The 25,241-nt window shown below is 63.5% G+C and carries 22 protein-coding genes; 7 read left to right on the plus strand and 15 right to left on the minus strand.

The window, feature by feature from the left end; genetic code table 11:
• Positions 1–69 precede the first annotated feature (69 nt).
• Positions 70–741 carry a response regulator transcription factor gene (locus tag IE071_RS13065; RefSeq protein ID WP_189441624.1) on the plus strand — a complete coding sequence of 224 codons (672 nt, stop codon included), beginning with the start codon at positions 70–72 and terminating at the stop codon, positions 739–741.
• A 21-nt stretch (positions 742–762) separates the two neighbouring features.
• Here IE071_RS13065 and IE071_RS13070 read toward each other — a convergent pair whose 3' ends face one another.
• Positions 763–4,221, minus strand: a complete 3,459-nt coding sequence (locus IE071_RS13070) for a PAS domain-containing hybrid sensor histidine kinase/response regulator (protein WP_189441626.1) — start codon at positions 4,219–4,221, stop codon at positions 763–765.
• Between the two features lie 115 nt (positions 4,222–4,336).
• Here IE071_RS13070 and IE071_RS13075 point away from each other — a divergent pair, with 115 nt between their 5' ends.
• Together IE071_RS13075 and IE071_RS13080 are read left to right on the plus strand one after the other, a co-directional pair.
• Positions 4,337–4,981 carry a 4'-phosphopantetheinyl transferase family protein gene (locus IE071_RS13075; RefSeq protein ID WP_189441628.1) on the plus strand — a complete coding sequence of 215 codons (645 nt, stop codon included), beginning with the start codon at positions 4,337–4,339 and terminating at the stop codon, positions 4,979–4,981.
• Positions 4,982–5,073: 92 nt separating this feature from the next.
• Positions 5,074–5,817, plus strand: a complete 744-nt coding sequence (locus IE071_RS13080) for a pyridoxine 5'-phosphate synthase (protein ID WP_189441629.1) — start codon at positions 5,074–5,076, stop codon at positions 5,815–5,817.
• Positions 5,818–5,895: 78 nt separating this feature from the next.
• Here the strand turns inward: IE071_RS13080 and IE071_RS13085 are convergent, their stop codons facing one another.
• The 9 genes from IE071_RS13085 to dnaA form a co-directional block, all read right to left on the minus strand.
• Positions 5,896–6,297, minus strand: a complete 402-nt coding sequence (locus IE071_RS13085; protein WP_189441630.1) for an ExbD/TolR family protein — start codon at positions 6,295–6,297, stop codon at positions 5,896–5,898.
• Between the two features lie 6 nt (positions 6,298–6,303).
• Positions 6,304–6,726: an ExbD/TolR family protein gene (locus IE071_RS13090; protein ID WP_189441632.1), complete on the minus strand. Its 423-nt coding sequence runs from the start codon at positions 6,724–6,726 to the stop codon at positions 6,304–6,306.
• An 11-nt stretch (positions 6,727–6,737) separates the two neighbouring features.
• Positions 6,738–7,463 carry a MotA/TolQ/ExbB proton channel family protein gene (locus IE071_RS13095; RefSeq protein ID WP_308427790.1) on the minus strand — a complete coding sequence of 242 codons (726 nt, stop codon included), beginning with the start codon at positions 7,461–7,463 and terminating at the stop codon, positions 6,738–6,740.
• A 98-nt stretch (positions 7,464–7,561) separates the two neighbouring features.
• Positions 7,562–8,221 carry an energy transducer TonB gene (locus IE071_RS13100; RefSeq protein ID WP_189441636.1) on the minus strand — a complete coding sequence of 220 codons (660 nt, stop codon included), beginning with the start codon at positions 8,219–8,221 and terminating at the stop codon, positions 7,562–7,564.
• Between the two features lie 209 nt (positions 8,222–8,430).
• On the minus strand, positions 8,431–9,723 hold the full coding sequence (locus tag IE071_RS13105; protein WP_189441638.1) for a tetratricopeptide repeat protein: 1,293 nt from the start codon (positions 9,721–9,723) through the stop codon (positions 8,431–8,433).
• A 259-nt stretch (positions 9,724–9,982) separates the two neighbouring features.
• Entirely contained in the window at positions 9,983–12,415 is a 2,433-nt protein-coding gene (gene gyrB, locus IE071_RS13110; protein WP_189441640.1) for a DNA topoisomerase (ATP-hydrolyzing) subunit B, read from the minus strand.
• Between the two features lie 97 nt (positions 12,416–12,512).
• Positions 12,513–13,592 carry a DNA replication/repair protein RecF gene (gene recF, locus IE071_RS13115; protein ID WP_189441642.1) on the minus strand — a complete coding sequence of 360 codons (1,080 nt, stop codon included), beginning with the start codon at positions 13,590–13,592 and terminating at the stop codon, positions 12,513–12,515.
• A 96-nt stretch (positions 13,593–13,688) separates the two neighbouring features.
• Positions 13,689–14,789 carry a DNA polymerase III subunit beta gene (gene dnaN / locus IE071_RS13120; RefSeq protein ID WP_189441644.1) on the minus strand — a complete coding sequence of 367 codons (1,101 nt, stop codon included), beginning with the start codon at positions 14,787–14,789 and terminating at the stop codon, positions 13,689–13,691.
• 256 nt (positions 14,790–15,045) lie between these two features.
• A complete protein-coding gene (dnaA, locus tag IE071_RS13125; protein WP_189441646.1) occupies positions 15,046–16,383 on the minus strand; it encodes a chromosomal replication initiator protein DnaA in 1,338 nt (445 codons plus the stop codon).
• A 192-nt stretch (positions 16,384–16,575) separates the two neighbouring features.
• Here dnaA and rpmH point away from each other — a divergent pair, with 192 nt between their 5' ends.
• The 4 genes from rpmH to mnmE all read left to right on the plus strand — a co-directional run bounded on the left by rpmH (position 16,576) and on the right by mnmE (position 20,359).
• The gene (gene rpmH, locus IE071_RS13130; RefSeq protein ID WP_008211413.1) at positions 16,576–16,710 is read left to right on the plus strand and encodes a 50S ribosomal protein L34; all 135 of its coding nucleotides are present in this window, start codon (positions 16,576–16,578) and stop codon (positions 16,708–16,710) included.
• A gap of 14 nt (positions 16,711–16,724) precedes the next feature.
• Positions 16,725–17,129, plus strand: coding sequence for a ribonuclease P protein component (gene rnpA, locus IE071_RS13135; protein ID WP_189441648.1), 405 nt, complete (start codon positions 16,725–16,727; stop codon positions 17,127–17,129).
• Between the two features lie 64 nt (positions 17,130–17,193).
• Positions 17,194–18,933 carry a membrane protein insertase YidC gene (yidC, locus tag IE071_RS13140; RefSeq protein WP_189441650.1) on the plus strand — a complete coding sequence of 580 codons (1,740 nt, stop codon included), beginning with the start codon at positions 17,194–17,196 and terminating at the stop codon, positions 18,931–18,933.
• A 79-nt stretch (positions 18,934–19,012) separates the two neighbouring features.
• Positions 19,013–20,359 (plus strand): tRNA uridine-5-carboxymethylaminomethyl(34) synthesis GTPase MnmE, encoded by a 1,347-nt coding sequence (gene mnmE / locus IE071_RS13145; RefSeq protein ID WP_189441652.1) that lies wholly within the window; start codon positions 19,013–19,015, stop codon positions 20,357–20,359.
• On the opposite strand, the gene rbsK is transcribed toward mnmE, so the two are convergent.
• The 5 genes from rbsK to IE071_RS13170 form a co-directional block, all read right to left on the minus strand.
• Positions 20,360–21,256 carry a ribokinase gene (rbsK, locus tag IE071_RS13150; protein WP_189441655.1) on the minus strand — a complete coding sequence of 299 codons (897 nt, stop codon included), beginning with the start codon at positions 21,254–21,256 and terminating at the stop codon, positions 20,360–20,362.
• A 104-nt stretch (positions 21,257–21,360) separates the two neighbouring features.
• The gene (locus IE071_RS13155; RefSeq protein WP_189441657.1) at positions 21,361–21,990 is read right to left on the minus strand and encodes a hypothetical protein; all 630 of its coding nucleotides are present in this window, start codon (positions 21,988–21,990) and stop codon (positions 21,361–21,363) included.
• Positions 21,991–22,031: 41 nt separating this feature from the next.
• A complete protein-coding gene (gene hslU, locus IE071_RS13160) occupies positions 22,032–23,375 on the minus strand; it encodes an ATP-dependent protease ATPase subunit HslU (RefSeq protein WP_189441659.1) in 1,344 nt (447 codons plus the stop codon).
• 81 nt (positions 23,376–23,456) lie between these two features.
• Positions 23,457–23,993 carry an ATP-dependent protease subunit HslV gene (hslV, locus tag IE071_RS13165; RefSeq protein WP_189441660.1) on the minus strand — a complete coding sequence of 179 codons (537 nt, stop codon included), beginning with the start codon at positions 23,991–23,993 and terminating at the stop codon, positions 23,457–23,459.
• Positions 23,994–24,068: 75 nt separating this feature from the next.
• On the minus strand, positions 24,069–25,103 hold the full coding sequence (locus IE071_RS13170) for a glycosyltransferase family 9 protein (RefSeq protein WP_229792898.1): 1,035 nt from the start codon (positions 25,101–25,103) through the stop codon (positions 24,069–24,071).
• Between the last annotated feature and the right edge of the window lie 138 nt (positions 25,104–25,241).

Below are 25,241 nucleotides of genomic sequence, written 5' to 3' on the forward strand. Positions count from 1 at the left end.
GATGCTCTCTGTCCGCACCCGTGTGGAAGCATCGCGCACAAGTGCGTTCCCGCGTTTCTGGTGAGCCCCATGCCCGACATCCTGATCGCCGATGACCATCCGCTGTTCCGCGACGCCCTGCAGCGCGCGGTGCTGGTCGCGGTGCCGCAGGCACGAGTGCACAACGCCGACAGCGTGCACGCACTGCTCGGCCTGATCGAGCAGTTCCCCGATGCCGAGCTGCTGTTGCTCGACCTGCACATGCCGGGTGCACGTGGCTATTCCGCGCTGGCGCATATCCGCGGCCAGTATCCAGGGCTGCCAACCATCGTGGTGTCCGGTCACGAGGAAGCGCAGGTGGCGCGCCGCGCACTGGCGCATGGCGCGTCGGCGTACATCCCGAAATCCACCGCGAGCGAGGACATCGTGGCGGCAATCCGCGCCGTGCTCGATGGCGATGTCTGGCTGCCGCATCCGCAGCTTGGCGGCGCCAGCGAACTGAGGCCCGACGAAGCCGCCGCCGCCGCGCAGATCGCCATGCTGACACCGCAGCAGTTCCGCGTAATGACGATGATCGCCGAAGGCCTGCTCAACAAGCAGATCGCGTGGGAACTCAGCGTCTCCGAGGCCACCGTGAAAGCGCACATGACCGCGATCATGCGCAAGCTCGGCGTCAACAACCGCACCCAGGTCGCCCTGATCGCCAGCCAGCTGGCGGTGGATCAGGAAAGCATGCCGACACTGCCCGACAGCGACGAGTGATACCGTGGATCGCGCGTTGCGCTAGCGACGCAACAAGGCGGTGAGCAAGGCGCGCAGCGCGGCCGGCCGCACCGGCTTGTGCAGCACTGGATAGCCCAGCGCACGCGCACGCTGCTTCAGCTCGCTGCTGCCGTCGGCAGTGATCATCGCCACCGGCGGCAACTCGTCCAGCACCCCGCGCAATTGCTGCAAGGCCTGCAAGCCATCGACGCCGTCGGCCAGATGGTAGTCGGCGAGGATCAGGTCGATCGGGCCGCGCGCCAGTTCCCGACTGGCCTGCTCCACGTCCAGCGCGATGCGGCAATCGACGCCCCAGCGGCCAAGCAGCGCACGCATGCCGTCGAGGATCGTGGCGTCGTTGTCCAGGCACAACACGGTCAACGGCAGTTGCTTGTCCGGGCCGCTGCGTTGCACTTCGTGACGACGCGCCGGCACCGCTTCATTGCGCGGCACGCTTACCGCGAAGCAGCTGCCGTGGTCGACCTTCGAATGCAGGTCGAGTCGATGACCGAGGATGCCGGCCAGGCGATCGCAGATCGACAAACCCAGCCCAAGGCCTTTCTCGCCCCACGGCGACGGCTGCTCCAGCCGCTGGAATTCGTCGAAGATGCGCGCGCGTTGTTCCGCCGCGATGCCGGGACCGGAATCCCATACCTCGATGCGCACCTCGTCACCGACCCGCCGCGCGCCCAGCAGCACGCCGCCCTTGCTGGTGTAGCGCAAGGCGTTGGAGAGGAAGTTTTGCAGGATCCGGCGCAGCAATTGCGGATCGCTGCGCACCGCCAGCGTGGTCGACGCCACGCGCAAACGCAGTCCGCGCTGCTCGGCGAGCACCGCAAACTGCGCCTGCAGCGAATCGAACAATTCGGCCAGCGCGAAGCCGCCCACATCCGGTCGGTAACTACCAGCATCCAGTCGCGAGGTGTCGAGAAGAGCATCGAGCAAGTCCTCGGCCGCGCGGAACGACGCATCGATGCGCTCGGCCAGCCCGCTGGCCTCCGCATCCAGCCCCAGATGCTGGCGCAGTGCCGAGGTGAACAGCCGCGCCGCATTCAGCGGCTGCAGCAGGTCGTGGCTGGCGGCGGCAAGGAAGCGCGTCTTGGAGATGTTCGCCGTCTCCGCCGCGCGCCGCGCGTGTGCGGTAGCGACCAGCGCCTCGGACAGCTCGGCGGTACGCTGCTCGACACGCAGCTCCAGCGTTTCGTTCACTTCGATCAAGGCCTGTTCGGCACGCTTGTAGGCGGTCACGTCGGTATAGGTGGTGACATAGCCGCCGCCGGGAAGCGCCTGCCCGCGCATCTCGATCACCGTGCCGTCGGTGCGAATGCGCTGGAACAGATGCGAGGAACCGGCCCGCATGTAGTCGATGCGTTTGGCCACATGGCCGTCCACTTCACCGGGCCCGCATTCGCCCAGTTCGGCATTGCGGCGGATCAGCTCGGCTACCGGCACGCCGACGTGCACCATGCCGTCGGGATAGTCGAACAATTCCAGGTAACGCCGGTTCCATGCCACCAGCCGCATCTGCGCGTCGACCACGCTGATCCCCTGCGACACGTTTTCCAGCGTGGTGGATAGCAGAGCGCGGTTGAAGCGCAGCTCCTGCGAGGCTTCGTCCATCAGCGCCATGGATTCGGCGACATCCAGTCCGCTGCCGGACAACGCGCCGATCAGGATGCGTCGCGCGTTGGCGGCGCCCACCGCCGAGGCGAGCAGACGCTCGGTGTACTGGATCAGCGCGCGATCGGCGGCCTCGCTGGCCAGCAATGGCCGGCCGCGACGCAGGGCGTAGTCGTCGAACGCGCGCGTGCTGCTGCGTTCGCCGACGATGCGTTCGGCGATGGTGCGCAGATCGGCCACCGCCACCCGGCCACGCCAGTCGCCGGCACCACCACGACTGGCCGGATCGGCTTCCATGAACATCGCCGCGTGCAGGCGTTCCTCCAGACTCGGCCGGAAGCGCAGCGAGATGAAAACCAGGCAACCCACGTTGACCAGCAGCGACCAGAACGTGCCATGCATCACCGGGTCCCAGCCGCTGAGATGAAACAGCGCCTGCGGACGCAGCCAGTCCCAGCCGAACGGACCTTGCTGCAGCCATGCCGACGAACGGCTTACCGCCGGCAGCAGCAAGGTGTACAGCCACACCGAAAAACCACCCACCAGACCCACCGCGACGCCGCGACGACTGGCACCACGCCAGTACAGCGCGGCGATCAGCGCCGGTGCAAATTGCGCGACCGCGGCAAACGCCAGCAGCCCGGTGGCAGCCAGATTTTCCGCGTCGGCGGCAACCCGGTAATACGCGTACGCCAACAGCGCCAGCCCCACGATCGCCACCCGCCGCACACGCAGTACCAACTGCGACAGATCGCTGCGCCGCTCCAGATTCAGCCGCGGAATGCGCAATAGCGCCGGCATCACCAGGTCGTTGCTGATCATCGTCGACAGCGCCACTGACGCCACGATTACCATGCCGGTCGCGGCCGAAAAACCGCCGATGAAGGCGAGCAAGGCCATGCCGCGATCGCCATGGGCCATCGGCAAAGTCAGCACCCACGCATCGGCGGCGCCATCGCGTACCTGCGGCAAATGCAGGCCAGCGGCCACGATCGGCAGCACCGCCACACTGATCACGACCAGGTACAGCGGCAGCATCCAGCGCGCACGCTTGAGATCACTGGCGTCCTCGCATTCGACCATGCCGATCTGGAATTGCCGCGGCAGACAGAACATCGCGCAGAACGCCAGCATGGTCTGCGCAAGGAATCCCGGCGACAGGCCGTGGCTCAATTGCGTCAACGGAAGCTCGACCGTGCTGACCAACCCCGGTCCGCGCCACAGCGCATAGCCCGCCAGCGCCACGAAGGTGAGCAGCTTGATCAGCGATTCCAACGCGATCGCCAGCATCATGCCGTGGTGATGCTCGGTCGCATCAATGCTGCGCGTGCCGAACAGGATCGCAAACACGGCCAGCAACATCGCGCACCACAAGGCGCTGTCGATGCCGCCCGTGGTCACCGCACCATGGCCAACACCGCCGAGCACGCCGTACGACATGGCCACCGCCTTGAACTGCAGCGCGATATACGGCACCACCGCGATCACCGCAATCACCGCCACCAGCGCCGCCAATCCGTGCGACTTGCCGAATCGTGCACCGATGAAATCGGCGATCGAGGTGATGTTGCGCTGTCTCACCACCAGCAGCAGCCGACGCAGCAGGCCGAAACCGAACACGAACAGCAGAATCGGACCGAGATAGATCGGCAGATACGCCAGACCGTCGCGTGCCGCAGTGCCGACCGCGCCATAGAACGTCCAAGACGAGCAATACACCGCCAGTGCCAGGCTGTAGACGATCGGCCGCAGGCGTGGCTGGCGTGGATACAGCGGCCGACGATCGCCCGCAAAAGCCACCACGAACAGCAGCCCGACATACAGCAGCGACACCAGCAGCAGCAGCCAACCCTGGATCAAGCAATCTCTCCCCGGCCGAACGGATGAACCCGGCACCGTCCATGCCGACGGCAGATCACACGAACGTGCAGCAAGCGCGCTTGTGCATGGAGACGACGATCGGCACCATGCACGGATGATTGCAACGCACGCACAGACGCTTGCCAACGTAGCAGAGCACCTGCGCGATGACGAGATTCATGTGTGGCAGCTCGACTACCGGCCGCAGCACGGGCGCGAACCGTTGCGTTCCGTGCTCGGTGTCTACCTCGGCATCGCGGCGGAGCACGTCACGCTGGTCGATGGCGAACATGGCCGACCGGCGCTCGCCGACGTGCATGACCCATCGCTCGGTTTCAACTGGTCGCACAGCGGCAACCATGCGCTGATCGCCGTCGGCCGCGGGGTTACGCCGGGGATCGATCTGGAACAACTGCGCGTACGGCCGCGGGCGCTGGAAATCGCCCGGCGTTATTTCTGCAACGACGAAACGACCGCTTTGACAGCGCTGCCGGCTGCCACGCGCGATGCCGTTTTTCTTGAACTGTGGACGGCCAAGGAAGCCGTACTGAAAGCGCTGGGACGCGGCATCGCGTTCGGCCTCGATCGTCTGAGCATTGTGAGTACGACCGACGGACTGACCCTGCAGCGACTCGAAGGCGATGATGCCACTGCTTGGCAACTACAACGGCTGGCCGTGGATACCACGCTGGTGGCGGCGCTGGCATGGCGTGGTGACGTGCGCCGGATCCGGCTGGGCAGGCTTGCCAGCGGCGACTGATCGGCGCACTGTTTCCGGCCCATCGTTGCAGTGGCCTTGCTGACCGCTGTCTACATGCCGATGGCCTTCACCGTCAGAGAATGTTTCCCGCCATGACCTTGCTCAGCGTCAACCTCAACAAGATCGCCGTGCTGCGCAATTCGCGTGGCGGCGACGAACCGGACATCAGCGTTGCGGCGCAGACCTGCATCGAATCCGGCTGCGGTGGCATCACCGTGCATCCGCGACCGGATCAGCGCCATGTGCGCCCGGACGACGTGCGCGCACTCGCCGCGATGCTGCGTGGCCGGGTGGAATACAACATCGAAGGCAATCCGTTTGCCGACGCCCGCGGCGACTATCCCGGTCTGATCGCGCTGGCGCGCGAAGTGCGCCCGACCCAGGTGACTCTGGTGCCGGATGGCGATGGTCAGATCACCTCCGATCACGGCTTCGACCTGCGCCGTGACATCGCACGACTGCGACCGCTGGTGGGCGAGTTGTGCGACCTCGGCTGCCGGGTGAGTCTGTTTGTCGATGCTGGCAGCCAGGACTTCGATCTCGCGGCGGTGATCGGGGTGCAACGCATCGAGATCTATACCGGGCCCTATGCTCAGGCGTTCGCCGATGGCCAGCCTGCGGCAGCTCTCGCCGCATGTGCCGATACCGCGCGGCGCGCGCAACAGGCCGGCTTGGCGGTGAATGCGGGACATGACCTCAGCCAGGCCAACCTGGGAACGTTCAAGGCGGCCATTCCCGGTCTGGCCGAGGTATCGATTGGTCACGCCTTGATCGGTGAGGCCCTGTATGAGGGGCTGGCCACCACCGTGCGCAACTACCTGCAGATTCTGCGTTGATCGTCACCTCGGATTGCAACCGCGCAAACAAAAACCCCCGCGCGAGGCGGGGGTTTTTGCTTGTCTTGCAGAACCGGATCAGTTGGCTTCGTTGAAGCCGATCTTGGTCAGGTTGTAGCTCTTCGCATCGGCCAGCACGATCGCCACATACTGATAGGCCACCGCGTCGGCGGCCGCGATCTGGATTTCCGGCTGGTTGCTCTGCTGGGCGATCACCGCGAGCTGCGCCTTCAGGCCCAGTTCGTCGACCGGCGTGTCGTTCCAGTAGAACGCCCCGCTCTGGTCGATCTTCAAATTGATCGGATCCAGCGGCGTGCTCGGCGGCGGATTCGGATTCGGCTGCGGAAGATCAACCTGGATCTTGTGCGCCAGCACCGGTGCCGTGATCATGAAAATGATCAGCAGCACCAGCATCACGTCGACCAGCGGCGTGACGTTGATCTCCGACATCGGTCCACTGGTTTTGGTAGTGAATGCCATCTCTCATCACCCCTTTGGCGCGTCAGTGGTCATGAAGCCGACATGCACCATGCCCGAGTCCTTGGCGTCGCCAATGATCTTCTTCACGATCTTGAACTCGGTGGTCTTGTCCGCACGAATCTGCAGCTCGGGTTGCGGTGTCTTCTGTGCATCCACCGCAAACTGTGCCCGCAATTCCGCATCGGTAACCGGATGGTCATTGAGGTACAAGCTGCCGTCCGGCTTGACTGCCAGATCCAGCGGCGGCACCACCACTTCCGCATCCTTGGTCTTGGGATTCGCGGTAGGCAGGTCAATCGTGATGGAGTGCGACATCAGCGGAGCCGTGATCATGAAGATGATCAGCAGTACCAGCATCACGTCGACCAGCGGCGTGACGTTGATTTCCGACATCGGACCGCCGGAATTGCCTCCTGTACTCATCGCCATGGGTCAATTCCTCACTTCTGGCTTTCGACGCGCGAGCCGGTGGCGAAGAAGTCGTGCAGGTCATGTGCGAATTCGTCGAAGCGGGCGTACGTCAGACGGTTTGAACGGCTGAAGAAGTTGTACGCGAACAGGGCCGGGATCGCGGCGAACAGACCGAACGCAGTCATGATCAGCGCCTCACCGACGGGACCTGCCACTGCATTCATCGACGCATTGCCGCTGGCCGCGATACGGATCAGGGCGTGGTAGATGCCCCAGACGGTACCGAGCAGACCGACGAACGGTGCGGCCGAGCCAACCGTGGCGAGCAGAGTCATGCCGCCTTCCAGACGCAGGCTCTCGCGAGCGACGGCCTGACGCAGGGCGCGATCGATGAACTCCGAGCGACCCAGCGATTCAGCCAGACGGCCGGTCGTGCCGGTGGTGGTCTGCTGATGATGGGCAACCGCCGAAGCGGCATCGAGTGCGATCTTGGAGAACGGCTCGCTCTTGGGCTGGGCTTCCAGTTCGCGAATCGCGTCCTGGGTGGAGCCGTTGCCCCAGAAACCGTCGATGACCTTGTCGGCACGGGCCTTCACGGTGGCGTTGCGGATGCCGTTGGCAATGATGAAGTACCACGACAGGAACGACATCGCGACCAGCGTCACGAAGACGACCCAGCCGAGCCAGTCGAAGTTCTGGAGGAGGTTGTCGAAGCCCATCTGCTTCATGGCTTCAGCGTTGGTATTGCCACCCATGGCCTGGGCGGCATCGGTCGTTGCAGGAGTCTGTAGGAACATAACGCTACCCTAGGGAAGTCAAGCGTGAACTGTAAATGTAATCCACTGAAGCCGGATTACAACGAATTAAGATTGAAGTTGACGGGAACGCGTGCGTACCCCTCGACTTTTTGTCCATTTCGGATGGTTGGATTGAAGCGCCAGTGCTGTGCCGCTTCTATCGCTGCACGATCAAGTTCATGAAAACCGCTGGATTGGTCGACCTTGATGTCTTTCGGCGATCCATCCACACCTACCAGGATCATCAGCACCACCGTACCCTCATGCCGTTGGCGGACAGCCTGCGGCGGATACTTCGGCTGAAGACGACTGTTGTAGCTGAGGTCCGAACTGGCCGTGATATCCGCTGGCGGCGCCGGTGGTGCTGGCGGCGCCGGCGGCGGTGCCTGGGTCGCCATGGCCGATTTCTCTTCCACCGGTGGTGGCGGAGTCGGCGGCGGCGGGGTCGGCGGCGGCTTGAGCTGCTGAATGATCTTCGGCGGCGGCTGCTTCGGCGGCTCCGGCGGCGGCGGCGGCGGCGGTGGCGGCGGCGGCGGCGGCTCGATGAAGTTCACCTGGACGATGTGTTCTTTCTCTTTGTGATTCTGATTCGGTGGGGCCATCGGCGCCACGATCAACAGAAACGCAAATGCATGCAGCCCGATGGCAACTGCTAATGCCCAGGTGCGCTTCCAGCTAAACGGCTCGCGCCCATTTTCTTCGTTACTTGAGGCCATCTGTCACTTGTCTGAAGCTGATCAATGGGAAGAGAACGTTACCGCAGGGCGTAACCCGAAACCGTCTGAATGTCTGGACGGAACTCGCCGCTGGGGAGACGCAGGGAAAGGTTTTCAACGGTACAACAGCACATGACATTTGTATAGCTCTGCGGGGGTAGATGGATGGACGTCCATCCGCCCCGCAGGGTGCCTGACGCCGAATCTCGTCAATTCGCGCCGGTCTTTTTGAGCCATGCCTTGGCCTTCTCGGCGGTCTCCGGTTGCTGCGCCGCCAGTTTCATGGCGGCGATCGCAGCGGGCTTGTTCTTCAGGCCACGCTCGGATTCGGCCAGCAACATGTAGGCAACGCCTTTTTGCTTGACGCCCTTGTCGAGGCCTTGCTGGACCATGCTCTTGGCCTGGCTGTACTTGTTCTCGCTCAACAGCAGACGGCCGGCACGCAGTGCCGGCTCACCATCGGTGGCCAGCGGTACCGCCTTGTTGTAATCGTCGATCGCCTTGCTGGTGTTGTTGGACAACTCGGCTGCCTGGCCGAGCAGCACGTAGGTATCGGCACTGGGCTTGACCACACCCTTACTCATGCCATCTTCGATTACCTGACCGGCCTTGATCGCATTGGGGGCAGGATCGGAACTGTCCTGTCCGGTGATTAGATACAGCTTGGCCAGACTCACATACTCAGCATCGCTCTTGAATGCACCGCTGGCGCGGCCCTTTTCCATCAACTGGATCGCTTCCGGGTACTTATGCGCCTGTATAAGGATCGAGGCAGCGTTGTGGAGTGCGTTCGGATCGTCCGGGTTGGAGCTGAGCTGCTGCTGCGCCAACGCGGCAGCCTTGTCGTCCTGCCCGGATTCGGAGTAGCTGGCCATCAGAATCTGGTTCCAACTGGCCTGCGGCTTGTCGGTCAGCGACTTGGCCTTGTTGATCGCGGCAATTGCTTCGGGATACTTGCCGAGCCGATAGTCGGCGTTGCCTTCGAGTGCATAGGACTCGGCGGTTTCCTTCTTACCTTCGGCACGCCACTTGGTGACCGTTTCCAACGCCGGCTGATACTCCTCATCGGCCATCTGGAACTGCGCCAGCATGAACTCGAGCTGGAAGTAGGTATCGTTCGGCATCACCCCGAGCGCCAGCGAGCGCTGTAGCAGGCTGATCGCGCCTTTGTAATCGTTGTCGTTGTATTTGAGGCTGGCCAGACCCTGCAGGGCGAGCGCCTGGGCATATTTGCTTTTGCTTCCATCGACGATGCCCTGCAGCAGGGGCTCGGCTTTCGCCTTGTCACCCGCGTTAAGCGCATCCAGACCGTCATTGAGGTTTTTCTGATCCTTTTCGCTGGTCAGGTCGAGCTTCGGTTCGACGCGGGTCGCGTTCGGATACAGCACTTCCTTCTTGGCCTTGTCAGCGGCGTGGCTGTCGCTCGCAAGTACCGGGCTGCTGGCCACGGTGAACAGCAAGGCGACGCTCGCCAGCACGATTAACCCTCGGGCATGCTTCATGGTGATCCTCTGTTCTGTCTGCGCGTGTTGAATGACGCGGGGGATTACGGAGCGTAACCCGAGCCGGCAAGGGATAACAAGTCGCACCGCCGCATAAAAGATTGTTAAAAATCAATTACTTGGCGGCTTATCTAACAAGAACGCGTAATTATTCGCATACCTGCTGGCGATTCATGCGGCATCCGGCCGTCGGTCCCATTCCCTGGATTTTGCAGCCAACGAGGAACCCTGCAAATCACAGCCAAGGCACCCCGCCGGCTCAAATGTCCAGATTGGCCACCTTCAGCGCATTTGCCTCGATGAAGTCGCGGCGTGGCTCGACCGCCTCACCCATCAGCATGGAGAACATCTGGTCGGCCGCGATCGCATCTTCGATACCCACTTGCAGCATGCGGCGGGTTTCCGGATTCACCGTGGTATCCCACAGCTGTTCCGGATTCATTTCGCCCAGGCCCTTGAAGCGCTGGATGCTGCGACCCTTCTTGGCTTCCTCCAGCAACCAGTTGCGTGCCTCGACAAAACTGAGGACACCGCGCGAGGCATTGCCCCGACGCGCCACTGCATCTGGCTGGATCATGCCGGCAATCTGCTGGCTGATCGCCAGGATCGGACGGAACTCGTTGCTGCTGAAGAACGGTTGCGGCAGGAACCAGGTGTGGCTGAGTCCGTGTTGCTCACGCACGACTTCGATCGCGGCCGGCTGTTCGCCGTGCGCCTGGCGCAGCGACATCTTGTAGTGCGGCTTGCCCAGACCGCTGGCAGCGAGCCGCAGGGTGGCTGCCTTCAGCCATGCCTGCATGGCCACCGGATCGGCCCACAGCGCCGGTTCCAACGGTGTGTGCTCGAGCAGCGAATTCAGCACCGCCGCATCGAATCGATGGGACAACTTGGCGATCTGGTCCAGCGCGTGCTGATAGCTGCGCAGCAGCTTTTCCAGCGCCTCGCCGGTGATCGGCGGTGCGTCCGGGCTGTAGGTCAACGTCGCGTTGTCGACCGCGCTGGAGATCAGGTAGTCGTTCAGCGCGGTGTCGTCCTTGATGTACAGCTCCTGCTTGCCCTGCTTCACCTTGTACAGAGGCGGCAGGCCGATGTAGATGTGGCCGCGCTCGATCAGCTCGGGCATCTGGCGGTAGAAGAACGTCAGCAGCAAGGTGCGGATATGCGAGCCGTCGACGTCCGCATCGGTCATCAGGATGATGCGGTGGTAGCGCAGCTTGTCCGGGTTGTACTCGTCCTTGCCGATGCCGGTGCCGAGCGCGGTGATCAGGGTGCCGACCTCGGCCGAGGCCAGCATGCGATCGAAACGTGCCTTCTCGACGTTGAGGATCTTGCCCTTCAGCGGCAGCACGGCCTGGGTCTTGCGGTTGCGGCCCTGCTTGGCCGAACCGCCGGCGGAGTCACCCTCGACCAGGAACAGTTCGCACAGCGCCGGATCCTTCTCCTGGCAATCGGCGAGCTTGCCGGGCAGACCGGCGATGTCCAGCGCACCTTTGCGGCGGGTCATCTCGCGGGCCTTGCGGGCAGCCTCGCGGGCACGCGCGGCATCGACCACCTTGGAGGCGATTGCCTTGGCTTCGTTCGGATGCTCCAGCAGGAACTCGCCAAGCTTCTCGTAGACGACCTGCTCGACCACCGTCTTCACCTCGGACGAGACCAGCTTGTCCTTGGTCTGCGAGGAGAACTTCGGGTCGGGCACCTTGACCGACAGCACGGCGATCATGCCTTCGCGCATGTCATCGCCGGACGGGGTGACCTTGGCGTTCTTGGCCAGCCCGGACTTCTCGATGTAGCTCTGCAGCGAACGGGTCAGCGCCGCGCGGAAACCGGTGAGGTGGGTGCCGCCGTCGCGCTGCGGGATATTGTTGGTGAAGCAGTACATCGACTCCTGGTAGGAGTCGGTCCACTGCATCGCCACTTCCACGGTGATCCCGTCCTGCTCCGCGGTCAGGCTGATCACGTTCGGGTGCAGCGCGGTCTTCAGCTGCGCCAGATGCTGCACGAACGAGCGGATGCCGCCCTCGTAGGCGAACGTGTCGTGGCGGCCCTCGCCCCGCTCGTCATACAGGTCGATGGTGACGCCGGAATTGAGGAAGGCCAGCTCGCGCAGGCGCTTGGCCAGGATGTCGTAGTGGAATTCGATGTTGCTGGTAAACGTGGCCGGGCTCGGCAGGAAGCGCACCAGGGTTCCGCGCTTGCTCGAAGGACCGACCACTTTCAGCGGATACAGCGGCTCACCGAGCGAGTATTCCTGCAGATGCTCGAAACCGTCGCGATAAATCGTCAACCACAAGTGATCGCTCAACGCGTTCACCACCGACACGCCCACGCCATGCAGGCCGCCAGAAACCTTGTACGAATTCGCGTCGAACTTGCCGCCGGCATGCAACACCGTCATCACCACTTCGGCGGTGGAACGGCCCTCTTCCGGATGCGTGTCGACCGGGATGCCGCGCCCATTGTCACTGACGCTGACCGAACCATCCTCGAGAATGGTAACCACCACAGTGTCGCAATAACCCGCCAGCGCCTCGTCGATCGCATTGTCGACAACCTCAAACACCATGTGGTGCAAGCCAGTACCGTCATCGGTATCGCCGATGTACATGCCGGGGCGCTTGCGCACCGCTTCCAGACCCTTCAGGACCTTGATGTTGCTTGAGTCGTAGTGGGATTCGTCGAGGGAGTCGTTCATGCGTTGACCGTTTCCTGGCGCCAGCGACCCGCCCGACACGGCGCCGTGAATGGCCGGGCTAAGGGTTATGCAATCTTTGAATGATGCAACCTTCCGATTATAGCAGGCGCGTCAGCTCGCCCTGTTCCACGTGGAACACGCGGGAAGGAAGCGTCTGCAAGGCCTGTGGCAGCTCGGTACCGGTCAGCAGGATCTGGGCGTTCGCGGCGGTCAGCTGCGCCACCACGGCCGCTTGATGGGCCTGATCCAGCTCGGAGGCGAGGTCGTCGAGGCAGACGATCGGCCATTCGCCATGATGCTCGGCGTACAACTCGGCTTGAGCCAGCATGCATGCCAGCGCGGTGAGTTTTTCCTGGCCGCGAGAGAGATGTTCGCGCAGAGGCGCCTGTTCAAACGCGATCGACCAGTCGGCCCGATGTGCGCCAAGCGTGGTATGTCCCCGCGCCAGATCCCTGCCCCGTTGCTCGCGCAGCTGATCGGCCAAGTCCAGTTCCTCGGACCAGCCTCGGCGATAGCGCAGTTCCAGCTGGCCCAGTTCCGGCAACAAACCGGCGATGCTGGCGAGCAGCTTCGGGCGCAGCAGGTCAAGATAGGCACGGCGCTGCCGATCGATCTGATGCGCCGACTGCGCCAGTTCGGCCTCCCATGGCGCAAACAAGGCCTCTGTCGCAGCCGACGCCGAGCGCAGCAAACTGTTGCGTTGCTTCAGTGCTCGTTGATAGCGGCGCCAACTCGTCAGGAAATCGTGTTCCACGTGAAACACACCCCAATCGAGATAACGCCGACGTTCTTCGGCCGCGCCGGCGATCAGGGCATGCGAACCCGGCTCGAAGCAAACCACGGCGCATTCGCGTACCAGTTGCCCGATCGCGGCGTTCGCGCCATCCACTTTCGCTTCCCAGCGAGCACCTTCCCGACCCAGGCCCAACCGGCATACGCGCTCATCGACATGGCGCAATTCGGCGAATATCGACAGTTGTGGTGTACCCCGTTGCAAAAGCGCCTCTTTCGCCCCGCTACGAAACGAGCGCGCATGCGACAGCAGGAAGACGGCTTCCAGCACGCTCGTCTTGCCGGCGCCATTGGCCCCCACAAAGACATTGATGCCAGTATCCAGCGCGATGCCTACATCCGTGAGGCAGCGCAGACCGCGCATACGCAGCTGCTCAAGCTTCATCCGGCGTCCGCCCACAAACAGCAACGCCGGAGTCCCTGATGGGAACCCCGGCGTTGCCAGTTGTCACAAGACATGGGCAAGGCCATGCGGTGAGCGTCAGAGCCGCAGCGGCATGATCACGTGGCGCGCATGCTCGTTGTCGTGCTCCTGCACCAGACAGCTGGACTGGGCATCGCGCAGGCTGAGTCGTGCCTTGTCGCCACGCAGTGCGGCCAACGCGTCGAGCAGGTAGCCCACGTTGAAGCCCACCGCCAGATCCGACACGTGCGTCTCGGCCTCGACTTCCTCGACCGCCTCTTCCTGTTCCGGGTTGTGCGCCACGATGCGCAACTTGCCCGGCGACAGTTCGAGCCGCACGCCGCGGTATTTCTCGTTCGACAGGATCGCGGCGCGTTGCAGCGCCCCGCGCAGCACTTCGCGGTCCAACGTGGCGGTCTTATCGGCACCGAGTGGAATGACCGCTTCGTAGTCCGGGAAACGCCCGTCGATCAGTTTGGAGGTAAACACCACATCACCGCGGCGCACGCGCAGGTGGTTGCGACCGAATTCCAGTTCGACCTGGCCATCGCCGGTTTCCAGCAAACCGACCAGTTCGTTGACACCCTTGCGCGGAATGATGATCTGCCGGCGGGTGCTCACCGAACTCTGCAGCTCGGTTTCCTTCATCGCCAGACGATGGCCGTCGGTGGCCACGCAGCGCAGCGTGTGTTCCTGCAGGTCCAGCAGCATGCCGTTCAAGTAGTAGCGCACGTCCTGGTTCGCCATTGCGAACGACGTGCGCTCCATCAGGTCGCGCAGGGCTTCTTCGGGCAGGCTGACCTTTTCCACCAGTTCGATCTCGTCGACGGTGGGAAATTCACTGGCCGGCAGTGTGGTCAGCGTAAAGCGGCTGCGTCCCGCGTTGAGTGCCACGCGGTCGCCGTTGAGCTTGAGATCAATCCGCGCGCCATCCGGCAACGCTCGCACGATGTCGAACAGTTTGCGCGCCGGAATGGTGATTTCACCGTCAGCCAGCTTTTCCGCCGCGGTCGTGGCAACCATCTCCACTTCCAGGTCGGTACCGGTCAGAGAGAGTTTGCCGTCAGCCACCTTGACCAGCAGGTTGGCCAGGACAGGCAGCGTCTGGCGACGTTCGACCACGCCAACCACCTGCTGTAACGGTTTGAGCAGAGCTTCTCGTTGGATGCTGAATTGCATGGCTTTGCTTCCCCTATACCTGCTGTTCTGTCTTTAAAAGAAGTTTAGTGGTTGTTGTAGGCGTTGTGGACAACTTTTATTTCTTGATTATTGCTTCAAAATCAAAAACTTGAAACTTTTCTTGGCTGTGCTTGCAGAGGCTGCCTGACTGTGGGCCATTTGTGGATAACTTCAGATGTCGATCCATCCACCCATTATCCACAGCTTGACCCAGTGCTTATCCATAATCTTTGCGCACGACCCACGTTCTGACCCTTCAGCCGGTCAGTGTGCGTATCAATTGTTCCCAGTCCTGGCGCATCCGCGCGTCGGTTTCGACAAATTTCCGGATCGTCTTGCAGGCGTGCATCACCGTGGTGTGGTCGCGCCCGCCAAACGCCTCGCCGATCTCCGGCAGACTGTGCTCGGTGAGCTCCTTCGACAGCGTCATCGCAATCTGACGTGGCCGGGCCAGCGAACGTACGCGTCGCTTGGACAGCAGATCCTGCAGCCGCACATTGAAATACTCGGCGGTGATTTTCTGGATGTTCGGAATGGTGATCGCTTGGGCATGCGTGGCGAGCAGATCGCGCAGGGTTTCCTCGGCGAAATCGGTGGTGATCGGCTTGCCGTAGAAGTTCGCGCGCGCCGCTAGCGTGTTCAAGGCACCCTCGAGGTCACGCACGTTGGAACGGATGCGCTTGGCCAGCAGCATCGCCACATTCTCGTCGACCGCCACGCCCTTCTCGTGCGCCTTGGCTAGCAGAATCGCTGCCCGAGTCTCGAAATCCGGCGGCTCGATCGCCACCGAGAGACCCCAGCCCAGGCGTGACTTCAGCCGCGGCTCGAGCTTGTCCACTTCCTTCGGGTAGCGGTCGCAGGTCAGGATGATCTGCTGCTTGGATTCAAACAACGCATTGAAAGTATGGAAGAATTCTTCCTGCGTCGTGTCCTTGCCGGCGAAGAACTGGATGTCGTCGATCAGCAGCGCATCGACCGAGCGGAAGCGCTGCTTGAACTGGTCCATGCTCTTGGCACGCAACGCCTCGATCATCGAGCCGACGAACTGCTCCGAGCGCAGATACATCACCTTGAAATCCGGATTGCGCTCGCGCATCAGGTTGCCGGCGGCGTGCATCAGATGGGTCTTGCCCAGTCCGGTGCCGCCGTACAACAGCAACGGGTTGTAGGCGCGGCCCGGGTTCGTCGCCACCTGCATCGCGGCGGCCTTGCCGAGCTGGTTCGACTTGCCCTCGACGAAGGTTTCGAAGGTGTAGTGCGGATCCAGATTGTGGTGAAAAGCCGCCGCGGCCGGGGCGGCGACCGTGGCTTTCGGGGCTGCTGCCGGCTTCTTGGTCACAGCTGTTGGCCGGGTCGAATTGGAGCCGACCTCCAGCCGCACCGGCCAGGCTTTTCCGTTCAACAGCAGCAATACCGCCTCGATCCGCGGCAGATAACGCTCGCGCACGGTATCCAGGGTGTAGGAATTGGGTGCGAACAGCTGCAGGCCGTCGGCATCGTCGCGCGCCTGCAACGGCATCAGCCAGGTATGCAGGTCTTCGGCGCTCAAATCGCCTTCGAGACGCTCAAGGCAGCGCCGCCACAGATCACTCATGAATAACTCAGCCACAGCTTTGGAGCGCTTGCGCGCGTCGGAATGGACTAGTCTAGCAGCAGCCTCCACGCCATCGCCGCCCACATATCCACATGTGTATCCACAGGTTGCTGTCTGGCGACATTTGACAGCAGTGGCAAATACCCGACATACTTTCCAACCTTTTTATCCACATTCCCTTCGGAGTAAGCCATGAAGCGGACCTTCCAGCCCAGCAAGCTCAAGCGCGCTCGCACGCACGGTTTCCGTGCCCGTATGGCCACCGCCGACGGTCGCAAGATCCTCAATGCCCGTCGCGCCAAGGGCCGCAAGCGCCTGATCCCGTAATCGGCACGAGCGTCATGTCTACCGCCGGGCTGCCGCGCGATGCGCGGCTACGTCGGCCAGGTGACTTTGCCGCCTTGCGGACAAGCAGCGGACGCGCAGGCGGCCGCTGTTTTCATATGCGTTATCGCGACAACGAACTGGGTCATGCCCGGCTCGGCCTGGCGATTTCCAAGCGCGTCTCGAAGCGTGCGGTCGAGCGCAACCGGATCAAGCGGTTGCTGCGCGAATCGTTCCGCCGCGTTCGTCACCAGTTGCCTGCCGTGGACCTGATGGTGATGGCGCGCGAACAGGCGGCCGGCGTGCCTGGTTCGCAATTGCTGGTCGAGATCGATGGGTTGTGGAAAAAGCTGCTGGCAAACCGGCCCGGGACGTCCGAACCATTGAAGCGGGCAGACGACACCACCACAATCGTGCGTTGACCCTTTCTTTTCTCAGTCTCCGCGGCGTTCAAAGTGTCGTGGCGTTACCTGGATTTGCTACGCGATGAATCAAACGCGCACCTTCCTCATGTTCGCCCTGATGGCCGTGGCCTACCTGCTGTTCATCGCCTGGGAGAAGGACTACGCGCCACCGCCGCCGGTTGCGGCAGCCAGCGCCTCCAGCGCAGCGACCCCGTCAGCCGATGGCAGCGTGCCGGGGGCGATCCCGACCACGGCGACGTCGACCGCAGCCTCCGGTACGGCCGCGGCGATCGCTACCGACGCCGCGCATGCCGGGCAGGCGCCATCGCAGCTGATCACCATCAACACCGACGTGCTGCAGCTGACCGTGGACACGCGCGGCGGCAGTGTGGTGCATGCGGATCTGCTGGCTTATCCCGACGCGCCGCGCACGCACAAGGCGCCGAATCCGCCGCCGACCGTATTGCTGGCCAATGACGACGCGCATTTCTTCGTGGCCCAGAGCGGCCTGGTCAGCAGCAGCGATACCGCGCCGCAGGATCAGCCGAATCATCAGGCGGTGTTCCAGAGTGCGCAGACCGCCTACACGCTGGCCGATGGCCAGAATGATCTGAATGTCGACCTGACCTGGCAGGATGCCGCCGGCCTCAAGGTCACCAAGACCTACAGCTTCAAGCGCGGCAGCTATGTGATCGGCATGAGCCAGCGCATCGACAACGGCGCGGCGCAGGCGTGGCAGGGCAATGCCTACCAGCAGCTGCTGCGGGTCGAGCCGCCGCATACCGGCAACTGGCTGACCAATATGTCCAACCCGGAGTCGCGCAGCTTCCATGGTGCTGCCTGGTACACCGGTGAGAAATTCGAGAAGCTGCCGTTCGCGGATTTCAAGAAAGAGAAGGATCAGCTCAACAGCCAGTTCAAGGGCGGCTGGGCGGCGATGCTGCGACTGTATTTCGTCACCGCGTGGATTCCGCCGGCCGGCGAGACCGATCAGTACACCACCCAGACGATCAATCCCGACAGCGCGCAGCCCCGCTACCTGATCCGTGCGTTCGGCCCCGCCTTGAGTGTGGCGCCGGGCCAGAGCCTCACCAGCCAGTCGCGCCTGTACCTCGGGCCGAACGTGCAGGGCACGCTGGACGCGGTCGCGCCCGGACTGGACCTGACCATCGACTACGGCATGTTCAAGGTCATCGCCGTGCCGATGCACTGGGTGCTGTCGCAGTTCCACGCGATCAGCAAGAACTGGGGCCTGGCGATCATCCTGCTGGTGCTGCTGATCAAGGGTCTGACCTGGAAGCTGACCGCGGTGCAATACAAGTCCAGCGCGAAAATGCGCAAGCTGGCACCGCGGATCCAGGCGCTGAAGGAGCGCTATGGCGACGACAAGGTCAAGATGCAGCAGGCCACCATGGAGCTGTACAAGAAGGAGAAGGTCAACCCGATGGGCGGCTGCCTGCCGGTGCTGATCACCATGCCGGTGTTCTACGGCCTGTTCTACGTGCTGCAGTACAGCCTGGAGCTGCGCCACGCCGCGTTCATGTGGATTCCCGATCTGAGCGCGCCCGATCCGTTCTACATCCTGCCGATCATCTATGCGGCGGTGATGCTGGGCACGCAGTGGCTCAACCCGGTTGCCGCGGGCATGGATCCGGCCCAGGCCAAGATGATGAAGGTGATGCCGTTGCTGTTCACGGTGATGTTCGCGTTCTTCCCCGCCGGCCTGTGTCTGTACTACGCGGTCAACGGTCTGGTCGGTCTGGGCCAGCAGTGGTGGGTCACCCATCACGTCGATCGCGAGGAAGTGGTCAAGACCGCCTGAGCCCGATCCACGCCGGATGCACCTCAGTCAGTCGCGATCGGACAACGGTCGCGGCTGACTTCGCACGAGTCAGCGCATTATGTCCGAGCACACCACCGACACCATCGCCGCCATCGCCAGTGCGCCCGGTGCAGCGGGCGTCGGTGTGGTGCGTGTGTCCGGGCCGGCGGTGCCGGTGATTGCGCAAATCCTGCTGGGGCGTGCCGCACAGCCGCGGCACGCGCACTTCGCCGCGTTTCGCGATGCCGCCGGCGAGCTGATCGATCGCGGCCTGTTGCTGCATTTTCCGGCGCCCGCTTCGTATACCGGCGAACACGTGCTGGAACTGCAAGGCCACGGCAGCGCGGTGTTGCTCGATCTATTGCTGCGCCGCGTATGCGAACTCGGCGCGCGACTGGCGCGGCCGGGTGAATTCACCGAACGCGCCTTCCTCAACGGCAAGCTCGACCTGGCCCAGGCCGAAGCCGTCGCCGATCTGATTGCCGCGCGCTCGCAGGCCGGTGCACGTGCCGCCCTGCAGTCGATGGAAGGCGTGTTCTCACGCAAGGTCGAGGCTTTGCTGCAATTGCTGATCACGCTGCGCGTGCACATCGAGGCGGCGATCGATTTTCCCGAGGAAGAAATCGACTTCCTGGCCGATCCCGCGATCGGCCAGCAGTTGCACGTCGTGCGCAACGAACTGACCGAGTTGCTGCGCGAAGCGCAACGCGGCCTGCGCCTCAACGACGGCCTGCGCGTGGCGATCATCGGCCGCCCCAATGCGGGCAAGTCCAGCCTGCTGAACGCGCTGGCCGGCAGCGACCGCGCCATCGTCAACGCAGCTGCCGGCACCACGCGCGATGTGTTGCGCGAAAGCCTCAGCTTCGACGGCATCGCACTGGAACTGGCCGACACCGCCGGCCTGCGCGAAACCGACGACGAAGTCGAACGCGAAGGCGTGCGCCGCGCCCATGGCGAACTGCAGCGCGCCGATGTGGCCCTGCTGGTCACTGACAGCGAGCACGCGCAAGCCGATCTCGCCCTGTTCGACAACCTGCCGAAACACGTTGAGCGATTACTGCTGATCAACAAGATCGATCTCGACGACATCGCTGCGCACAGCGAACGCCGCGATGGCAGTCACTGGCTGTGGGCGTCCGCCAAAACCGGCAACGGCCTCGACGCGTTGCGCCATGAACTCAAGCAACTGGCTGGCGCCGGTAGTGGTGAAGGCGTGTTCAGTGCGCGCCGCCGGCATGTGCTGGCGTTGCAGCAAGTCATTGTGCATCTTGATCAAGCTGCCGATGTGCTGGCCGGCAGCCGCGCCGGCGAACTCGCCGCGGAGGAACTGCGCCAGGCCCAGCACGTGCTCGGTGAAATTACCGGCAGCTATAGCAGCGACGACCTGCTGGGAGCGATCTTCGGCTCGTTCTGTATCGGCAAGTGATCAGCCGGGTTGCTGTGCCAGCAGTGCCTCGACCTCGTGCAAGGTCGGCATACCGGCTTGCGCACCGAGCTTGCCCACCGACAACGCGGCAGCCGCGCAAGCTTTGCGCACGGCAATAGACAGACCTTCGCGCAGGAATACCGCCAACGCGGCGTTGAAGGTATCGCCAGCGCCGGTGCTGTCGACTACCGCGACGTTGAAGCCATGCTGGTGAATCGGTTCGCCCTGCTCGCGATACCACGCGCCTTCGGCGCCACGAGTGAGCACGACCGGACCGGGCGAGCGCTGCATCAGCGCGTGGAAATCTTCATCCGGATCGGCGCCCAGCAGGATCGCCAGTTCGTGCTGGTTCGGCGTGACGTAGCGGGCGAGCTGCAACCACTCGATGGGCAACTTCTGCGCCGGTGCAGGGTTGAGGATCACCGGCACGCCGAGTCGATGGCCAAGGCGCAGAGTGGCCTCCACGGTTTCCAGCGGGATCTCCATCTGCACCAGCACGGCGTCGGCGCGGGTGATCAGTGCCTGCGCCTGTTCGACTTGCGCTGGCGTGACCCGCGCATTGGCGGCGGGTACCACGATGATCTGGTTCTCGCCGCCCGCGACAGTGATCGAGGCGGTGCCGCTGGCGCAATCGTCGAGCTGGATCGTGTGAGTGAGGTCGATATTTTCCGCGGCCAAACCCTGGCGCAGTTGCTGGCCGAATGCGTCATCGCCGGTGGCGCCAACCAGCGCCACCTCGGCGCCAAGCCGTGCCGCAGCCACTGCCTGATTCGCGCCCTTGCCGCCCGGCACGGTGAGAAAACGTTCGCCGAGGATGGTCTCGCCGGGGCCGACGAAACGCGGCGCCTGCGTGACCAGATCCATGTTGATGCTGCCGACGACGACGATGCGTGTCATGTATTGCTCCCGGGTGCCTTGCCGCTGGTGTCGCGGCTATCGGGGGAGCTTAACGGTTGCGGTGACGCGGCTGAAACCACGCGCCCCGCTCTACCTCTACGCGATCAGTGCGCGCGGCCGATCCCGGAGTCGTCGCCCTGCTCCAGCAGCGCCGGTGCGGCACCAGCCACGGCCAGCAACGATTGCGCGTAGCTGTCCTCGATGCTGACGGTGGACACTTCATCCCACGAGAAGAACGAGGCTTCGCGCATCCACTCCGCGTCGGGGCTGAGTTCCTGCATGTGGAAGCCGTCTTCCTCGACGCTGACCAGCCGGCCGATGTAGCAGACTTCGGCTTCGTCCTCGCTGTCCACATGCACGCCGATCACCGGTGCCTGCGCGCCGGCGGCCTGGATCACTTCGCGGATGTTGTCCAGCGGAAACCCGCGCGGTGGCCGCGGCAGGATGTGCTTCAACGCCAGCGCCTTCTCGAAAAACACATGGTGCTTGTCCGGCGACTCCAGCTCGGAAATGTCGCGATGGCGCATCACGTACATGCCGTCGTAGGTGATGCCGTCGCCGACCACCCAGAGCAGGAAGAATTCGCGCCCGACGCCGCCCACGTAACCGCAGAAGCTGCCGTGCTCGAGGTCCTCGCGCCACAGCCGCACCAGCGTCTGCTTCTGCTGCGCTTCGCGCAGCTGGGCGCGCTGGCCGGTGTTTTTCAGTTCGATGATGTTGCTCACGGCATCCATTTTAGCAGGTTGAGGTGACCGGCTTGTTAGCGCCCCGCAGGTCAGAGGATGTAGCGGCTGAGATCTTCGTTCTGAACCAGGCTTCCAAGCGTTTTATCTACATGTTCGGCGTCGATCTTGTAGTTTTCGCCGGATTTGTCCGCGGCCTCATAGGAGATTTTCTCCAGCAGTCGCTCCATCACGGTATGCAGCCGGCGGGCGCCGATGTTCTCGGTGCGTTCGTTGACTTGGAACGCCACCTCGGCCAGCCGGTCGATGCCGCTATCGACGAATTCGAGGCCGACACCTTCGGTGGCGAGCAGCGCGGTGTACTGCTTGGTCAGCGCGTTGTGCGGCTCGCGCAGGATGCGCTTGAAGTCGTCCACGCTGAGCGCGGACAACTCGACGCGGATCGGCAGACGACCCTGCAGTTCCGGGATCAGGTCGGACGGCTTGGCCAGCGAGAACGCGCCGGAGGCGATGAACAGCATGTGGTCGGTCTTGATCGGGCCGTATTTGGTCGACACGGTGGAACCTTCCACCAGCGGCAGCAGGTCGCGCTGCACGCCCTCGCGGCTGACCCCGGCGTGGCCGTGGTCACCGCGCTGGGCCACCTTGTCGATCTCGTCGATGAACACGATGCCGTTCTGTTCGGCCGCTTCCATCGCCTGCGCGCGGATCTCGTCGTCGTTGAGCAGCTTGCCGGCCTCCTCGTCGATCAACAGCGGCCGTGCCAGCTTGATCGCCAATTTCCGTTGTTGTGTCTTGGCGCCGCCGATGTTCTGGAACATCTGGCGCAACTGCGCGCCCATTTCCTCCATGCCTGGCGGCGACATGATTTCCACGCCCACGTTCATGGCGAAGTCCAGCTCGATCTCGCGCTCATCCAGCGCACCTTCGCGCAGCTGCTTGCGCAGTTTCTGGCGAGTGTCGCTGTCGATCGCCGGCGCCGCCGGTGCATCGTGGCTCCAGTCGGTCGGTGTGCTCAGCCGGCGTGGCAGCAAGGCGTCGAGGATGCGATCCTCGGCGCGATCCTCGGCCAGTGTGCGCACGCGCTTGACCGCGTGCTCGCGGGTCAGCTTGTAGGCCACGTCGGCGAGGTCGCGGATGATCGACTCGACATCCTTGCCCACGTAGCCGACCTCGGTGAACTTGGTCGCTTCCACCTTCACGAACGGCGCGTTCGCCAGCGTGGCCAGGCGCCGCGCGATCTCGGTCTTGCCGACGCCGGTGGGGCCGATCATCAGGATGTTCTTCGGCGTCACTTCCTCGCGCATGCCCGGCTCCAGCTGCATGCGCCGCCAGCGGCTGCGCAGTGCCACCGCCACGGCGCGCTTGGCGTCGTGCTGGCCGATGATGTAGCGGTCGAGTTCGTTGACGATTTCGCGAGGAGTGAGTTCGGACATGGAGTCACCGGGGATGTTCGTGCGTGGGGAAGCGCAGCGGAGTGTGCGAACCGTGTGCGATCAAGCTATGGCGCGTCGCGCCTACAGCTCTTCGATCGACACGTTGTGATTGGTGTAGATGCAGATGTCGCCGGCGATCTTCAGTGCCTTCTCGACGATCGTTCGCGCATCCAGCTCGGTGTTTTCGAGCAGTGCCATTGCGGCCGACTGCGCAAACGGGCCGCCGGAACCGATCGCGATCAGGCCGTGTTCGGGCTCCACCACGTCGCCGTTGCCGGAGATCAGCAGTGACGTCTCTTTGTCGGCCACCGCCAGCATCGCCTCGAGCCGGCCGAAGCGGCGGTCGGTGCGCCATTCCTTGGCCATCTCCACCGCGGCGCGGGTGAGGTTGTTGTTGTGCTTTTCGAGCTTCTGCTCGAAAAGCTCGAACAGGGTGAATGCATCGGCGGTGGCGCCGGCGAAACCGGCCACGACGTCACCGCTCTTGCCGAGCCGTCGCACCTTGCGCGCATTGCCCTTCATCACCGTGTTGCCGAGCGTGACCTGACCGTCGCTGCCGATCACGACGTGGCCCTCGCGGCGCACGCAGACGATGGTGGTGGCGTGGAAGGATTCCATGATGCTGTCTTGCTCCGGGAAGGAGCTGACTAGATAGGGATCGGCCGCGCCGATTGCAAGCGAGGCCGGCTGACCTCAGCGCGGCAAGGCGTGCAGGAACGGTGCTGCCGCCGCGGCCACTTCGACCGGCGTGCGGTCGGCCACGCACAAGGCTTCATCATGCGGACCACGCGGACGATAGCGGGTCAGGTTGTCCCGCGTGAACAGCCCCAGCGTGGGTACGCCAGCGGCGCAGGCCAGGTGCATCACGCCGCAGTCGGCGCTGATGTAGCCGTTGCATTGCGCAAGCAGGGCCGCCATCCGGCGCACGTTGCTGGAATAGAAGGCGGGAAAGCGCAGCTGCAGTTGCGACTGACCATGCGCGGGGAGCATCTCGATAAAGCGCAACTGCGGATGGGCCGCCTGCAGCGCATCGACTAGGGTCAGCCACCATTCGCCGCCAAGGCGCTTGTTGCCGGTGGCATTCGGGAACAGCGCGATGACCTGATGATCACCATCGGGTGCATGTCCGAGCAGGTCGGTCAGCAAAGTGCGGCCGCACGCCTGTTCTTCCGCGCGCAGGTGGATGCGCATCGGCGGCCAGGTGTTGTCCTGATCCAGGAAAGGCAGCCCCATCGCGCAACGCAGCGCGTATACGCCATCCAACGAAAAGTGGCTGGGCGCGTGGGTCAGTGCGGCTTGCCAGGCCGAGCCGCCATCGCGCAGTTCGCGCTTGCTGGAAGGCAGGCCGAGCAGATGGCGGGCACCGCTGAGGAAAAGCAGCAGGCGGCCGGAGCGCGAACCGCGGGTGCTGTCGATGGCTAGGTCGTAGCGGTTCCGTCGCAACCGCAGCAAGGTGCGCAGCAGGTGCACGGGATGATGACCGGGGCGCCGGGTCAGCTGATGGATGTGGCGAACCTGGCGAAATCCGGCGAACACGTCATCGGCCGCCTCGCAACCGGTGACCAGGTCGATCTCGGCACCGGGATAGCGTCGCTCCAGCTCGGTCAGCAGCGGGGTGAGCAGCAGCGTGTTGCCCAGCCGATGGTTGGGACGCAGCAGCAGGATGCGGAAAATGTCGCGTGGTGGCAGCTCACCAATGCCCAGCAGGTGTCGATGCGTTGGCCGCACGCCATGACTGATCACAGCGGGTGCTGTGACGGAAAGTGGTATTTCCGAAAGAGTCACGGGAACGGATGCCTGGAGGGTTGTAGTACCGCATTTTCGCGGGGGAATCTTTCCGCAGGCTTATTGCAACGTGCCCGAGGT

The organism is Rhodanobacter panaciterrae, from assembly GCF_014651895.1.
GTDB classification, from domain to species: domain Bacteria; phylum Pseudomonadota; class Gammaproteobacteria; order Xanthomonadales; family Rhodanobacteraceae; genus Rhodanobacter; species Rhodanobacter panaciterrae.

Excerpts from the sequence above, each read along its gene's own strand:
- rbsK (WP_189441655.1), bottom strand. The coding sequence starts at position 21,256 with ATGACACGCATCGTCGTCGTCGGCAGCATCAACATGGATCTGGTCACG.
- IE071_RS13065 (WP_189441624.1), top strand. The coding sequence starts at position 70 with ATGCCCGACATCCTGATCGCCGATGACCATCCGCTGTTCCGCGACGCC.
- IE071_RS13105 (WP_189441638.1), bottom strand. The coding sequence starts at position 9,723 with ATGAAGCATGCCCGAGGGTTAATCGTGCTGGCGAGCGTCGCCTTGCTG.
- mnmE (WP_189441652.1), top strand. The coding sequence starts at position 19,013 with ATGTCCGAGCACACCACCGACACCATCGCCGCCATCGCCAGTGCGCCC.
- rnpA (WP_189441648.1), top strand. The coding sequence starts at position 16,725 with ATGTCTACCGCCGGGCTGCCGCGCGATGCGCGGCTACGTCGGCCAGGT.
- recF (WP_189441642.1), bottom strand. The coding sequence starts at position 13,592 with ATGAAGCTTGAGCAGCTGCGTATGCGCGGTCTGCGCTGCCTCACGGAT.
- rpmH (WP_008211413.1), top strand. The coding sequence starts at position 16,576 with ATGAAGCGGACCTTCCAGCCCAGCAAGCTCAAGCGCGCTCGCACGCAC.
- dnaN (WP_189441644.1), bottom strand. The coding sequence starts at position 14,789 with ATGCAATTCAGCATCCAACGAGAAGCTCTGCTCAAACCGTTACAGCAG.
- IE071_RS13155 (WP_189441657.1), bottom strand. The coding sequence starts at position 21,990 with ATGGATGCCGTGAGCAACATCATCGAACTGAAAAACACCGGCCAGCGC.
- hslU (WP_189441659.1), bottom strand. The coding sequence starts at position 23,375 with ATGTCCGAACTCACTCCTCGCGAAATCGTCAACGAACTCGACCGCTAC.
- hslV (WP_189441660.1), bottom strand. The coding sequence starts at position 23,993 with ATGGAATCCTTCCACGCCACCACCATCGTCTGCGTGCGCCGCGAGGGC.
- IE071_RS13075 (WP_189441628.1), top strand. The coding sequence starts at position 4,337 with ATGATTGCAACGCACGCACAGACGCTTGCCAACGTAGCAGAGCACCTG.
- IE071_RS13100 (WP_189441636.1), bottom strand. The coding sequence starts at position 8,221 with ATGGCCTCAAGTAACGAAGAAAATGGGCGCGAGCCGTTTAGCTGGAAG.
- IE071_RS13085 (WP_189441630.1), bottom strand. The coding sequence starts at position 6,297 with ATGGCATTCACTACCAAAACCAGTGGACCGATGTCGGAGATCAACGTC.
- yidC (WP_189441650.1), top strand. The coding sequence starts at position 17,194 with ATGAATCAAACGCGCACCTTCCTCATGTTCGCCCTGATGGCCGTGGCC.
- IE071_RS13095 (WP_308427790.1), bottom strand. The coding sequence starts at position 7,463 with ATGGGTGGCAATACCAACGCTGAAGCCATGAAGCAGATGGGCTTCGAC.
- IE071_RS13080 (WP_189441629.1), top strand. The coding sequence starts at position 5,074 with ATGACCTTGCTCAGCGTCAACCTCAACAAGATCGCCGTGCTGCGCAAT.
- dnaA (WP_189441646.1), bottom strand. The coding sequence starts at position 16,383 with ATGAGTGATCTGTGGCGGCGCTGCCTTGAGCGTCTCGAAGGCGATTTG.
- gyrB (WP_189441640.1), bottom strand. The coding sequence starts at position 12,415 with ATGAACGACTCCCTCGACGAATCCCACTACGACTCAAGCAACATCAAG.
- IE071_RS13090 (WP_189441632.1), bottom strand. The coding sequence starts at position 6,726 with ATGGCGATGAGTACAGGAGGCAATTCCGGCGGTCCGATGTCGGAAATC.